Source organism: Granulicella sp. L60 (assembly GCF_009765825.1).
GTDB lineage: Bacteria > Acidobacteriota > Terriglobia > Terriglobales > Acidobacteriaceae > Edaphobacter.
In genome coordinates this window covers 1,035,949-1,048,885 of record NZ_LMUR01000018.1, presented here as the reverse complement: position 1 = coordinate 1,048,885, position 12,937 = coordinate 1,035,949, and the positions used below count along the sequence as shown (strand labels likewise).

The 12,937-nt window shown below is 57.7% G+C and carries 12 protein-coding genes and 1 tRNA gene; 10 read left to right on the top strand and 3 right to left on the bottom strand.

Annotated features, from left to right (window positions below; all coding sequences use genetic code 11):
• Nucleotides 1-321: 321 nt before the first annotated feature.
• The 3 genes from GSQ82_RS14675 to GSQ82_RS14665 form a co-directional block, all read right to left on the bottom strand.
• Nucleotides 322-2,199, bottom strand: a complete 1,878-nt coding sequence (locus tag GSQ82_RS14675) for a CRTAC1 family protein (RefSeq protein WP_158792974.1) — start codon at nucleotides 2,197-2,199, stop codon at nucleotides 322-324.
• A gap of 164 nt (nucleotides 2,200-2,363) precedes the next feature.
• On the bottom strand, nucleotides 2,364-4,436 hold the full coding sequence (locus tag GSQ82_RS14670) for a hypothetical protein (RefSeq protein WP_216847091.1): 2,073 nt from the start codon (nucleotides 4,434-4,436) through the stop codon (nucleotides 2,364-2,366).
• A gap of 353 nt (nucleotides 4,437-4,789) precedes the next feature.
• Nucleotides 4,790-4,866, bottom strand: a tRNA-Val gene (locus GSQ82_RS14665).
• Nucleotides 4,867-4,947: 81 nt separating this feature from the next.
• Here GSQ82_RS14665 and GSQ82_RS14660 point away from each other — a divergent pair.
• The 10 genes from GSQ82_RS14660 to rsfS all read left to right on the top strand — a co-directional run bounded on the left by GSQ82_RS14660 (nucleotide 4,948) and on the right by rsfS (nucleotide 12,750).
• Nucleotides 4,948-5,523, top strand: a complete 576-nt coding sequence (locus GSQ82_RS14660) for a CDP-alcohol phosphatidyltransferase family protein (RefSeq protein WP_158792972.1) — start codon at nucleotides 4,948-4,950, stop codon at nucleotides 5,521-5,523.
• A 375-nt stretch (nucleotides 5,524-5,898) separates the two neighbouring features.
• The gene (locus GSQ82_RS14655) at nucleotides 5,899-6,366 is read left to right on the top strand and encodes an Rrf2 family transcriptional regulator (protein WP_158792971.1); all 468 of its coding nucleotides are present in this window, start codon (nucleotides 5,899-5,901) and stop codon (nucleotides 6,364-6,366) included.
• Between the two features lie 84 nt (nucleotides 6,367-6,450).
• Nucleotides 6,451-7,719: an IscS subfamily cysteine desulfurase gene (locus GSQ82_RS14650; RefSeq protein WP_158793705.1), complete on the top strand. Its 1,269-nt coding sequence runs from the start codon at nucleotides 6,451-6,453 to the stop codon at nucleotides 7,717-7,719.
• Between the two features lie 81 nt (nucleotides 7,720-7,800).
• Nucleotides 7,801-8,217, top strand: a complete 417-nt coding sequence (iscU, locus tag GSQ82_RS14645; protein ID WP_158792970.1) for a Fe-S cluster assembly scaffold IscU — start codon at nucleotides 7,801-7,803, stop codon at nucleotides 8,215-8,217.
• 107 nt (nucleotides 8,218-8,324) lie between these two features.
• Nucleotides 8,325-8,825 (top strand): iron-sulfur cluster assembly accessory protein, encoded by a 501-nt coding sequence (locus GSQ82_RS14640; protein ID WP_158792969.1) that lies wholly within the window; start codon nucleotides 8,325-8,327, stop codon nucleotides 8,823-8,825.
• A gap of 36 nt (nucleotides 8,826-8,861) precedes the next feature.
• Entirely contained in the window at nucleotides 8,862-9,200 is a 339-nt protein-coding gene (locus GSQ82_RS14635) for a lysozyme inhibitor LprI family protein (protein WP_158792968.1), read from the top strand.
• A 26-nt stretch (nucleotides 9,201-9,226) separates the two neighbouring features.
• A complete protein-coding gene (hscB, locus tag GSQ82_RS14630) occupies nucleotides 9,227-9,838 on the top strand; it encodes a Fe-S protein assembly co-chaperone HscB (RefSeq protein WP_174243080.1) in 612 nt (203 codons plus the stop codon).
• Nucleotides 9,839-9,879: 41 nt separating this feature from the next.
• Nucleotides 9,880-10,506 (top strand): nicotinate-nucleotide adenylyltransferase, encoded by a 627-nt coding sequence (gene nadD / locus GSQ82_RS14625; protein WP_158792967.1) that lies wholly within the window; start codon nucleotides 9,880-9,882, stop codon nucleotides 10,504-10,506.
• Between the two features lie 132 nt (nucleotides 10,507-10,638).
• On the top strand, nucleotides 10,639-12,027 hold the full coding sequence (locus GSQ82_RS14620) for a class I SAM-dependent methyltransferase (RefSeq protein ID WP_158792966.1): 1,389 nt from the start codon (nucleotides 10,639-10,641) through the stop codon (nucleotides 12,025-12,027).
• A 99-nt stretch (nucleotides 12,028-12,126) separates the two neighbouring features.
• Nucleotides 12,127-12,750 carry a ribosome silencing factor gene (gene rsfS / locus GSQ82_RS14615; protein WP_158792965.1) on the top strand — a complete coding sequence of 208 codons (624 nt, stop codon included), beginning with the start codon at nucleotides 12,127-12,129 and terminating at the stop codon, nucleotides 12,748-12,750.
• Nucleotides 12,751-12,937 lie beyond the last annotated feature (187 nt).

The following is a 12,937-nucleotide window of genomic DNA, read 5'->3' as shown; positions in this document are numbered from 1 at the left end:
TCCACAAACCAAGGGTGAACAGATCCCCAGGGTGGACGAAAAACTCAATCAAAAGGTGGAGACCAAACAGCGATCCCGCAAACCAGTCCAACCCCGAAAAATAAACTGCAAAAACCTGTCGTACTTTCCACCTTCCAAAAACCAGCAGCTAACCAACCATCTTCACCACGCTAATTACCAAAACTCACCAGCAAACTACCACACCAAAACACACCAATTTGCAAAACCCCCTCCAAAAAGCCCAACAAACTCCACACTTCTCCGCTCCACCACCACGCAGAAAAAAGTGCACAAAGAAATCAAAAACCGAAGCCGAAAAAGTTAAGGCTTCTTCCCCGCCGGAGCACTCTGAATCCCCTTACCCTCCACCACCGTAAAGATCCGATCCACCCCCGAAGGCACAACCTCCTCCTTCGCCCCGCTGGGCCAATGAATCTCAACCTTCTCAACCGAAGTCGCACTTCCAATCCCAAAGTGCGGCCTAGGATCCGACGAAGAAGCAAAGCTGCCGCCGCTATACACATCCTCGCGCTGCCGCATCCCATTCGCCGTCAGGTAAACCGTGGCCCCAATCGCATCCCGCGGACTCTTCGCCCCGCCCACCAGCTTGAAACCGATCCAGTGATTCTGCTCCTCCGTCACATTCCGCAACAGCGCCGGCGCCGAATCCATATTGTTTACAACAGCATCCACCTTCCCATCGTTGAACAGATCCCCATACGCCATGCCCCGCGAAGGCATCACCTCCGCCAAACCCGTCCCCTCCACCGCAGGAACCACCTCGAACTTCGTCCCCTTGATGTTGTGAAACATCAACGGCCGCTGCGCCCACGTCGTACCCCACGCCGTGCGATCCACCGCTGGATACACATGCCCATTCACGGTAAAAAGATCCTTCCATCCATCGTTGTCATAGTCGAAAAATGCAGTCCCCCAACCCAGAAAAGGGATCGTAATCTCCGCTATATTCGCCTCATAACTGATGTCCGTAAAGTTTGTATCGCCATCGTTCCGATACAGCGGTTTGTAGTCGTCCGAGAACGTCGTGTGATACAGATCCAGCAGACCGTTATTGCGATAATCCCCAATCGCAATGCCCATCGACGCGGTCTCGCGCCCATCCTTGTTCAGCGCATATCCCGAGATATAACTGACATCCTCAAAGGTCCCATCCCCTTTATTCAGGTAGAGATAGTTCGGCGTAGAGTCGTCCGCAACCAGAAGATCAGGCCGTCCATCGTTGTTGATATCCACAAAAGCCGCGGCCAGACCGTAGTATCCCGCCGTATCGGCGACCCCGGCCTTAACGCTCACATCCGTAAACGTGCCGTCCCCATTGTTATGAAACAGATGGTCGCTCTCACCCTTCAGCCCGCGCGGCCCGCACATCACCCGCTCCCCACGAAACTCGCAGAAGTTGAACGCCTTACCGCCCGACTCCGGTTGCGCGCTCAGATCGTAGTGCACATACCCCGCAACAAACAGATCCAGCCGCCCATCACCGTCATAGTCCCCCCACGTCACCCCAGTCGACCAGTTGCCAAGCGTAACCCCCGCCTTCTCCGCAACATCGGTAAAGGTGCCGTCGTGGTTGTTGTGATAAAGCCTGTTCTTGCCGAAGTTCGAGACATAGATATCCGGCCAGCCATCATTGTCATAGTCCCCAATGGCTACGCCGAATCCCCACCGGTCGTTCTGCACCCCCGCCTTCGCCGCAACATCCGTGAACGTACCGTCATGGTTGTTGTGAAAGAGCGCAGCATGCGGCGCAGGCTTCTTCCCACTCATCGCATCGTCAGTCGATCCGTTCACCATGTATATATCGAGCCAGCCGTCGTTGTCGTAATCAATCAACCCAACCCCAGAACCGATCGTATCCAGGATGTAGTTCTTCTCCGGCGTCCCCATCTCATGCTTCCATCCCGCAAGCCCGGCCTTCGCCGCGATGTCCTGAAAGATAATCGGCCCAGTCTTCACGAAGCCTCCCGCCGTAATCGGACGCTTCTCCGCATCCAACACCGCGGCGTGCGCCCCCCCCGTACTCGAGCCGCCAGCGGCAGGGGATTGGGCTCCTTCCTGCTGTTTACGGTCCTGCGTCTCCAACGGCAGCTGCGCCACCGCCGCAGCCGTAAACACACAAATCGCAGCAAGCGAGATCGCTCCAACAACAAACTGCCTGACATCCTTACCTCTAAACATGAGCTCTCCTGGACGTTCACTTGAAAGTTCCCGAAACACCTGCGATGGATTCAGCAGAGTGTATCTTGCGAATTTTGCAGCGAGCAACATCATAGCTCCTGCCACGCAACTTCCCATCCAACTCGACAAATCAGTTTTGTGTTGTCACCACGGGCGGCGAGTATTCATGAAGGTTTTGTCGGTAACGTGGACGGGGGTGGAGTGGCTGAAGTGTTGCCGGATGTGGGCATGGGGTAGAGGAAGATTCTTCCGTCGGTGAGAACGGCGAGGCGGTCACCAGATGGTGAGAGCGCATAGGACTGGTCGGCGAGGGAGGCGTTGACGGAGATGCCGAAGAGACGCTTGCCATCAAGGACGCGGAAGACGGAGATCTGCTGGCTGACCAGATCTTCCTTGTGGAAGTAGTCTCCGTTGGCCTTGGTGTGGTCGGTGTGCACGACACGGACTGCGAGCTGGCTGTTGTCGTCGCTGGATGCGGCCTGTTCGATCTCGCGCGAAGACCCTGGGTCGAGCAGGATGGGGTGGCCGTCAGAGCGAAGGACGCGATACCAGTTTCTGAGGGGCGAGGTGTTGCAGCCAACGAGGAAGAGCGACTGCGGAAGCGGGGTGGAGATCTCGGGGCGGCAGGCGGAGAGGAGATCGGCGATGACGCGAGTGTTGCGGTCCCAGGTGTATTCGAGGATGCGCCAGTGATTGGGCTTGGTGGAGATGACACGGATCTGTCCGACGTTGGAGAGGACGGGCGGCGGATGGGTGGTGGTCTGGTATGAGGTGAGGAGGAGTTTGAAGTTGTCGTCGAAGACTTGAACATCGACGTCCTCTTCAGGCTCGCTGTGGATGATCTCGGCGAGCTGGTCGTGCATCTCGCGGTTGTGACGCTCGTGCAGCGTACCAATGGCTATGTGAATTCCGTCGGGAGAGAGAGAGACGAAGGTGAGCTGGCCGGAGACGGGGATAGAGCGGATGGACTCGAGGTGCGCGTCCATGAGGTTGAGAGTGTGGCCGAGGTGGACGAGGAGCCTGCCGTGACCGAGAGGCCAGAGGTATTGACCGTTGCCCTGAACCTGCCAGTCTGTGGCGCGTTTGGTCTGGTGGGTGACAGGGTCGACGATGACGGCGCGGATGATGCGGATGGTCTCGGTGCGGACGCCGTCGCTGTAGCGGTGACGGATTCTGTGCAGATCGAAGGTAAAGAGGAGGTTGTGGTCGTCCAAAAAGGTAAGGGCGGCTTCGTGATTGAGGGCGTTGTACTCCGCCCTTTCGTGGGGGATGTAGCCGAAGGGGGCAGTGGGCAGAATTGAGGCGGTTCCGGCCGAGGCAGGGTTGTTGTCTGTTGAGGACGAGAGGACGGTGCATGGGGAGGTGCAGATGTCGGTCTCGTCGACTTCGGGCTTTGGCGGTGGTGGTAGAGGCTGGGTGTCGCTGGCTTTGGATTCGGCGGTCTCGGTGGAGGAGGACGAGGTTTTTGCTGAGGCAACGACGGCGGTTTCGGCTGCGGGGGAGACAACGGGCTTTCGCATGAGTACGAGCTGGGAGCCGGACTCGAGGCGGAAATTGCCGCGGGGTGAGGATAGGGTGGAGCCGCCGTCTGTGCCTGTTCCTACGGCGAGAAGGAGGTTTTTCTGGCCGAAGACCTGGCCGGGTTCGATAACTGCAGGAAGGGTGAGAGGCTTGCCGGAGGCGGTGACGGCAATGTCCTGATTGCGATCCATGGGAACTGCGGCGTGGCCTCCTCCGCCACCACCTCCGCCGCCCATGTGTGGTCCTGTGCTGGCTGCGCCGAAGCTGCCGTAGTCGGCGAGGGGAATGTCCTGTGAGGGCTGAACGGCGGCGATAATGGCGAAGACGTTGAGGGGAATGTGAGCAGGATGGCCTTCGCAGTCGACGGTGTCGAAGAGGACGGTGAGGCTTGCGCCTTTGCTGTCCTTGGAGTGCCGGACGACTTCAATGACGTGGCCGGAGACTGTAGCTCCTGCACGCATGTGACAGGTCGATGTACTCCACTCGATACGGGCTTTGGCGAAGATGCGGCTTCCAGAGTTTAGCTTTCCTACGTCGAGCGGCGCGAGAAGGTCTACCTGCAGCGGCTGCTGCGAGTCGATTGCGCGCTCCTGCTTCTGCTGAGCTAGAGACGAGAGGGAGAGAATTAAAACTAAAAAGACACACAGAAGGAAGTCTATTTTCTTGAATACTGCGTCCATCATGTCCCAGATACCCGGTGTTTGAAGGGAGCCCATTCTGAACAGCTAAACCGACAAGCAGTGGAGCACCTGGGAAGAGCTATTCATTATTCTTTGTATTTAGCGATAGGCTACACCGAACGGCCCAGTTGCAGTAAAAAATGAACCATCCACCAGAAGTATGCAGATCTCTTATCTAATCGCCCTCTGCAGTTGAATGCGGAGCTTTTATAAGACCCTTTGCACGATGGAAGGTTGATGACTTATACGCGAAGCCAAGCGATTGTGTTTTCTGGTCTGAGTAGTACCGAAGCCATATTGAACAGGCTTGGCAAAACCTGCGCCTGGGGCGACTGTGAAGACGACAGAGAAACTAATGCGTCTTTTACCCATAAGCTATGAAAAGGATATGGTAGGCACGAGCGGATTCGAACCGCTGACCTCTACCGTGTCAAGGTAGCGCTCTAACCAACTGAGCTACGCGCCTGTGCGTCCTATCAGTGTAAATGCAACGTACATGCATGAGCAACCTGCGACTGACTTGATTTACGATTGAGTGACCCTGGACGTGCCCTTTCTAAGCCAATTTCGCGCCGCGCCGAATCTACTTACGCTCATGCGGCTGTTCATCATCCCCTTTCTTGTAATCGAGATCCTGGACGGGCACTACACTGCATCTTTCGCGCTCTTTATGCTCGCCGGTATCAGCGACGCGCTCGACGGACTCTTGGCACGATGGCTCAGTCAAAAGACGACGCTCGGACAGTATCTCGACCCTATCGCCGACAAGCTCCTCCTCAGCACTCTCTTTGTGGTCCTGACCCACGTTGGCCTGATCCCGCGCTATGTCACGGTACTTGTCTTTAGCCGCGACGTAGGAATTCTGCTGATCTCCACGCTGCTCTTCGCCACAGGGAGCCTGCGCGACTTCCGCCCCAGCCTCTTCGGCAAACTCAACACACTCATGCAGATCATTGCCCTGATCGCGGTGCTCTGTCAGAAGATCTTCGCCGCAACGCAGCTCTCGACACTGCGCGACGTTCTGCTGCGCGCCATCGCGGTGCTAGCTCCCTTATCTGCCGCCCAGTATGCTTTTATTGTGATTCAGAGGATGAGCTCCCCTCACGAACAGACAGCCGCTTAATCTTCAGCCGGCGTCTTGGTCAGTGACTCTTCCTCTTCTATGGCGATATCGCTAAACTCTGCGGAATCAAATACTTCTCCACAGCTTTGGCATTCAACGAACTCCGCGTCTTCCTCGCGGGCGACGATCTTAACGATGGGATGTTTGCAAGTAGCTGTCATTTGGGGGGAGGAAGGTATGAATGGTATGGATTTTGCCCGTCCACGCCTTCCTTGTCAACACCGATTTGGCTGGATTTCGCCTTGCAAATACGTGGTGAATTTATGGCAAGTGCGTGACAAAGCATGGTTGCATGCCGGACGCTCCGGACGTACACTATCTAGGACTGGAATTGTCTGAGTTGTAACAATTTTCCGGTGCGGGAGCGAATCCTATATGCTGCGTCTGACCAAAAAAGCGGATTACGGTCTGATGGCTCTGAAGTATCTTGCAGAGCAGACCGACGGCAGCGCGCATAGCGCGAAGGACATCGCCGAGGCCTACCATATTCCTCCGCAGCTCCTCGCAAAGATTCTGCAGACACTGGCGAAGGCCGGTCTTCTCGTCTCCCACGCCGGTACCAACGGCGGATACGCACTCGCCCGGCGGTCAAATGAGATCACAGCGTTCGAGGTCATTCGTGCCATCGACGGGCCGCTCTTCATCACAAGCTGCATTACGATCCACGGAACTTGCGACCTTGCGGGTCACTGCACCATCAAAGAACCACTGCGTAAAGTAAACGACAGCATCAAGGATCTGCTGAATGGCATCCGCATCGCAGACCTGATCGAATCTGGAGACGGAGAGCATGCCGGGACAGGCGCCCCGGTGGGCGGTGGTCTGGTAAGCATCGCAATCTAGCATTCAACCGGCGCGATCATCGGCTGGCAACGGAATAGTTTTTAACGATCACACAAAAGTTCAGGAGTAACGATGAGCAACGATATGAGCAACAACGGCGTAGTGATCAGTGAGTCCACCAAACCATTGCCGGCCGGCGTCACGCTGCCGATCTATATGGATAACCACGCAACGACGCAGATGGATCCACGCGTGCTGGATGCCATGATGCCGTACTTCGGCAAGGTCTTCGGTAACGCTGCCAGCCGCAACCACTCCTTTGGCTGGGAGGCGGAACAGGCCGTCGAAAAGGCACGCGAACAGATCGCCAAACTGATCGGCGCGACCGCAAAAGAGATCATCTTCACCAGCGGCGCCACCGAGTCCAACAACCTCGCCATCAAGGGCATCGCAGAGATGTACCGCGAGCGCGGCAACCACATCATCACCCAGGTTACCGAGCATAAGGCTGTGCTCGACACCTGCAAGAAGCTCGAGAAGCAGGGCTATCGCGTCACCTACCTGCCGGTACAGGCAGACGGCCTCGTCGACATCGAAGACCTGAAGCACGCCATCGACGACAAGACCATCCTCGTCAGCCTGATGTATGCGAACAACGAGATTGGCGTAATCCAACCGATCGCCGAGATCGGCAAGCTCTGCCACGAAAAGGGCGTTATCTTCCACACCGATGGCGTGCAGGCAGTCGGCAAGATCCCTGTCGATGTGCAGAAAGACAATATCGACGTGCTTTCACTCTCCGGGCATAAGATCTACGGACCCAAGGGTGTAGGAGCGCTCTACGTTCGTCGCCGCAATCCGCGCGTGCAGATCTCCGAACAGATCAACGGCGGAGGCCACGAGCGCGGCATGCGCTCCGGCACACTGAATGTCCCGGGTATCGTCGGCCTCGGCAAGGCTTGCGAGATCGCGGGCGAGGAGATGGAGGCCGAGAGCAAGCGCCTCATCGAGCTTCGCGACTACCTCAAAGCCAAGTTTGAGAAGGCGTTGGACTACGTGCACGTCAACGGCAACATGGACCATCACCTGCCCGGCAACCTCAACATGAGCTTCGTCTACGTCGAGGGAGAGAGTCTGCTGATGGGAATCAACGACATCGCGGTCTCCTCCGGTTCGGCCTGCACCTCGGCCACACTCGAGCCATCATATGTATTGAAGGCTTTGGGCCTGGGCGACGACGTGGCGCACAGCTCCATCCGGTTCGGACTTGGCCGCTTCAACACTAAGGCCGAAGTGGACTACGTCTCTGATAAGTTGATCGACGTCGTCTCCAAACTGCGTGAGCTCTCGCCCCTGTACGAGATGGTCAAGGAAGGCATCGACCTCACAAAGATTGAGTGGGCAGCGCACTAATCTGGTGGCTGTCGTAAAGCGCGCACCATAACGATAAGAGTTATCATCTAAAGAAGTGAGACCCGATGGAGGGCAGTAATCATGGCATATAGCGACAAGGTAATTGACCACTACAATAATCCCCGGAACGTCGGTCAGATGGACAAGGCTTCGAGCGAAGTTGGCACCGGCCTGGTGGGCGCACCCGAGTGCGGCGACGTGATGCGGCTTCAGATTCGTGTCAACCCCGAGACCAATGTGATTGAAGATGCCAAGTTCAAGACCTTCGGCTGCGGCTCGGCCATTGCCTCTTCCTCGCTCGCAACCGAGTGGGTGAAGGGCAAGACCATCGACGAGGCGCTCGCAATCTCGAACACCGATATCGTGAAGGAGCTTGCGCTTCCTCCGGTTAAGATTCACTGCTCGGTCCTCGCAGAAGACGCGATCCGTGCGGCGATCGGCGACTGGAAGAAGAAGAACAGCGTCGCCGAACCGGCGGCAGTTGCGGTTGCTCACTAAGCTTCAGAGCGGCAGCATGAGTTAGAGACAACGGTAGCGGCGCATGAATCAGTCGCGTCGCTACCGTATTGTATTGATGACGTTGTATTGAAGGTAAGGACGGCGATATGGCGATGGTCACCCTACAAACCGCGGCAGAGATGGAGGCAGCCCACGCTGCTGCTGTCTCCGGTGAGAAGAAAGACCCGCTTGCCGGAATGAATGTGCTCACCGCCGAAGATCAGGAGCCAGGAAAGAAGGGAATTCAGATCACCGACAAGGCGCTCAAGCGGATACGCATCGCTATGGCGAAGGAGAACGTCTCGCCTGATCAGGGCGGCCTCCGTGTTGGCATTCAGGGAGGCGGCTGCTCCGGACTGAGCTACAACATCCGCTTCGACACCCAGCCACGCGAGCGTGATCGCGTCTACTCCTTCGGCTCCGGAATGACGACCGTAGGCGATCCCACAAACGGTGCGCCCATCCGCCTGTTCGTCGATCCTAAAAGCTTCATCTATCTACATGGAATGGTGCTGGACTTCGAAGAGACGCTGATGCGCCAGGGCTTCAACTTCATCAATCCCAACTCCACCAAGAGCTGCGGATGTGGGTCCAGCTTCACCGCATAACTCCATCCGGCGACCGAGGCGGCTCATGCAAGCGTGATGAAAGTTCACCTGACATCGGCGTTGGCTGTAGCCTCTCTCACTGCGCACGCGGCCTCACCGATCGACTGCGCGAAAGCAGCCAATCCCACCGAAAAAACCATCTGCCGTACTCCCACGCTTCTGCAAGCCGACGCACGCATGACCGCTTACTTCGAGATTGCGATCCAGTTTGTCGGTATGGGCCAGCGAGGCGACCTCGGCGACTCGCAGCAGTCCTTCCCTGCAGTCCGCAATCGCTGCGGAACCGACAAGACCTGCATTCTGGCCGCATATAAAAAACAGACCGCGCCCCTCGAGGCCGTGATTGCACACGTCGCGACGAATGGTCCCTTCTAGACGCATGAAAGCCTAGAATAAAACCGATGGATTACTTTTCTTTTTTCAATCTCCCACGCAAACTGACGCTGGATGTTGTGGCGTTGGAGAAGCAGTTCTACACGATGAGCCGCAAGCTCCATCCGGACCGCTTCGCATCCAAGCCGATGGCGGAGCAGGAGGCCGCTCTCGCTCAAAGCTCACTGCTCAACGACGCCTATCGCACTCTGAAAGATGCGATCTCGCGAACCCAATATCTCCTTACACTCGAAGGCGTAGAGCTCGAGGAGCAGTCAAAGTCCGCGACCGATGCGGCCCGCGCCTCAGGAGAGCAGAAAAAACAGATCGTCCCCCCCGAGCTGCTTGAGGAGGTTTTTGAGTTGAACATGCAGCTGCAGGAGATGCGCGCAGCCAAGCAGATGGGCGAGGATGAGCCCGAGCTGAGGCGCGACCTCATGACCGCCAAGGACGCCTTCGACGCAAAGATGGTCGAAACGCAGGCACAGCTCGAAGTACTCTGGTCCGCCTGGGACGCCGGCGTCGATGCAGACGACGAGGCCGCAAAGACCAGGGCGAAGGAGGCAATGGTGACGCTGCTGAACAAGCGAAGCTATCTGCGTAATCTCGTCCGCGACGTGAACGAGGCGCTGGGCCTGTAGATGCACGCTATCGCATCGGAAGCCATGCGAGACAATATCCCATGCGCGTAACCCTCTTTGGCGGCACCTTCGACCCTCCCCACCTCGGGCACATCGCCATCGCCACCGCGGCCGCGAACGCCTTTCATCTGGACACCGTGCTATTCACTCCCGCAGGCCGTCAGCCGCTGAAGCCCGACGGCGCAATGGCCCCATTCGCCGACCGCCTCGCCATGGTGCAACTCGCCTGCGCTTCCGACGCTCGCTTCACCGTCTCCACGCTCGACGCGCCACACCCCGACGGCACCCCGAACTACACCGTCGACACCCTTGCCGCGTTGCGCCAGCAGATGCCCGAAGCCAGGCTCTTCAATCTCGTCGGCGCGGACAGCTTCCTCGGCATGCCCCGCTGGCATCAGTCCGAACGCCTGCTCGAACTCGCGGAGTGGATCGTCGTCAGCCGTCCCGGTTTCTCACTCGACAGCCTCGACGACTTGCACCTCACCCCCTCACAGCTCAGCCGCGTCCGTATGCTCGAGACCATTCACGAAGATGTGGCATCAACCGATCTCCGACAGCGTCTCGAAGCGGGCGACCCCTGCGACGATCTGCTGCCGGCCGCCATATCGCAGTACATCCACATACACAGGCTGTACCGTCCGCCTTCACATCCTGAGAGATCTGAGTGAGAAATCTGGGTCTGATATGAAACTTTTCAATCCGCGCCGTGGTCTATATGACTTGCTAATAGTTCAGATCTTCCTCCTGCATCGCCGAGACACCGGTGGTGTGGCAACCTTTCCTCCACCGCAACTCTCTCTATGGCCGAGCTCCTGACCTTCCCGCCTCTCACCACCTTTCGCGACCCCGCGGGCAGTGTCGAACTTCGCTCTGACGGCGCCTATCGCAGCATTCATGCGCCCTTCGATCAGGACATCCTCGCTTTCCTCGCAACTCCTCTGGCCAACGAGCTCGTCGCACAAGGCCGCCTCGTAGCCAGCGAGATCGTATCCCCCGCCGGAGCAGAGACGCTCGTCCTGCGCCACCCTCGCATCTCCTTTCAATCCTTCCCTTGGGAGTGGTCGCCCGCACTCTGGCTCGCCGCCGCCGAACTCACGCTGAATCTCTGCAGCGAGCTCCTCCAGCAAGGCTGGATCCTGAAAGACGCCACCCCGCTGAACGTCCTCTTTCAAGGTGCGCGGCCAATCTTCGTCGACGTTCTCTCCATCGAACGAGCCGACCCCAACCGGCCCATCTGGATCGCCTACGGCCAGTTTGTCCGGACGTTTCTCCTGCCCATGCTCGCCCACTCGCGACTCGGTTGGCCCCTGCAGGCAGCCATCATCCGCCGCGACGGCTACGAGCCCGAAGACATCTACGCCGCGCTTCCCCTGGTCGCTAGGCTGCAGCAACCTGCTCTCTCCGCAGTCACCCTCCCGTCCGTGCTCGCAGGCAGCAAAAAGCTCAAGGGCGGCACCATTGCCACTCGTTCCGTGGAACCCGAACTCGCCAGGCACATCCTCCAGAAGACGTTCAAAAATCTCCTGTTGCAGATGCGCAAGGTGACCCCCGCCCAACGCTCCTCTACATGGTCGGACTATGCCCACACCGCAACTCATTACGACGAAGACGACCACAAACGCAAACGAGGTTTCGTCACTCGCGCGCTGCTGAACGCCCGGCCCACCCACGTCCTCGATGTAGGCTCCAATACAGGCGTCTACTCCAACCTCGCCGCCGATGCAGGAGCCGAAGTCGTCTCCATCGACACCGATCTGCAGGCCATCGACCGTCTCTGCTCCTCTGCAAAAGAGACCGGCAAAAATATCCTCCCGCTGTGCGTCGATCTCTCCCATCCCACCCCCGCAGCTGGATGGGAGAACCGCGAGAACGCCTCGTTCCTCAGCCGATGCACCGGTCACTTCGATACCGTCCTGATGCTCGCGGTCTTGCATCATCTGCTACTACGCAGCCAGATCCCCATGGGCCGCATCGCCAGCCTGTGCAGCACCCTGACGACGCGCCACCTCATCCTCGAGTGGGTTCCCCCCACCGACACCATGTTTCAGGAGCTCGTCCGCGGCCGCGACGCCATCTACGCTCACATCACCGAAGACCTGTTCCGCGAGTCTTTCAGCCGCTACTTCGTCATCGTCGACGAACTTAGACTGGCAAATCACCGCATCATGCTCCACCTCGAAAAAAAGTAGCCGAGCGCGCCAGTATTTTCCAGATTGCGTCCTACCTGCGCCACACATAAGCTGGCTTCCAGCCGCACAACCCGCTACCATGGAACTCCAAGGAGTCTCATGCCCACAATTGAAACGAACCAGCTGCTGCTCGCCGCCGCCGCCGCCTGCGAAGACAAGAAGGCTGAAGACATCCGCATCCTCGCGCTCGATCCTGCCGAGAGCGGCCTCACCGACTACTTCCTCATCTGCAACGGAACCAACGACCGCCAGAACGTCGCCATCACGGACGAGATCGAGATCCGCCTCAAGCGCGAGTTCGGCGTTTATCCCAACTCCGTTGAAGGTCGCCGCCAGGGCGAGTGGATCCTCATGGACTACGTCGACTTCATCGTCCACGTCTTCTCCGCCGAAAAGCGCGCCTTCTACGGCCTCGAGCGTCTGCGCAAATCCGCAACCACCATCAGCGTAGAAGAGTTGAACGCCGACCTGAAGGCACGCATCACCAGCACCCGCGCCAAGGCTCCAAAGGCCGACGCTCTAAAGGCCACAACTGCCAAGAAGGCCGTCAGCAAAAAGGTCGTCCCCATCAAAGCCGCGGCGTCGAAGAAGGCTGCACGCGCAAAGCCCACCGCGAAGAAAGCAGCCGCAACCAAGCCAGCTGCAAAGGCCCCAGCGAAAAAGACCGCTGCCAAAAAAAATCCTGCCAAAACTACAAAAAAGGCCGTTGCCAAAAAGAAGTAGATCTTCTCAAATCGCACCGGTAGCCTCAAGCTTTAAGGCTTCTAGAGAATTTTAGCTGTTGTTCTAAAGTAGAAATTATCGTCATTCTGAGCAAAGCGAAGAACCCCTGTGTTTTTCTCAAAGCGCCTCGCTCTACATTATTGAGGAAGATACTCTAGCTTCAAGGACCCATGGCTTTAGCCTTGGG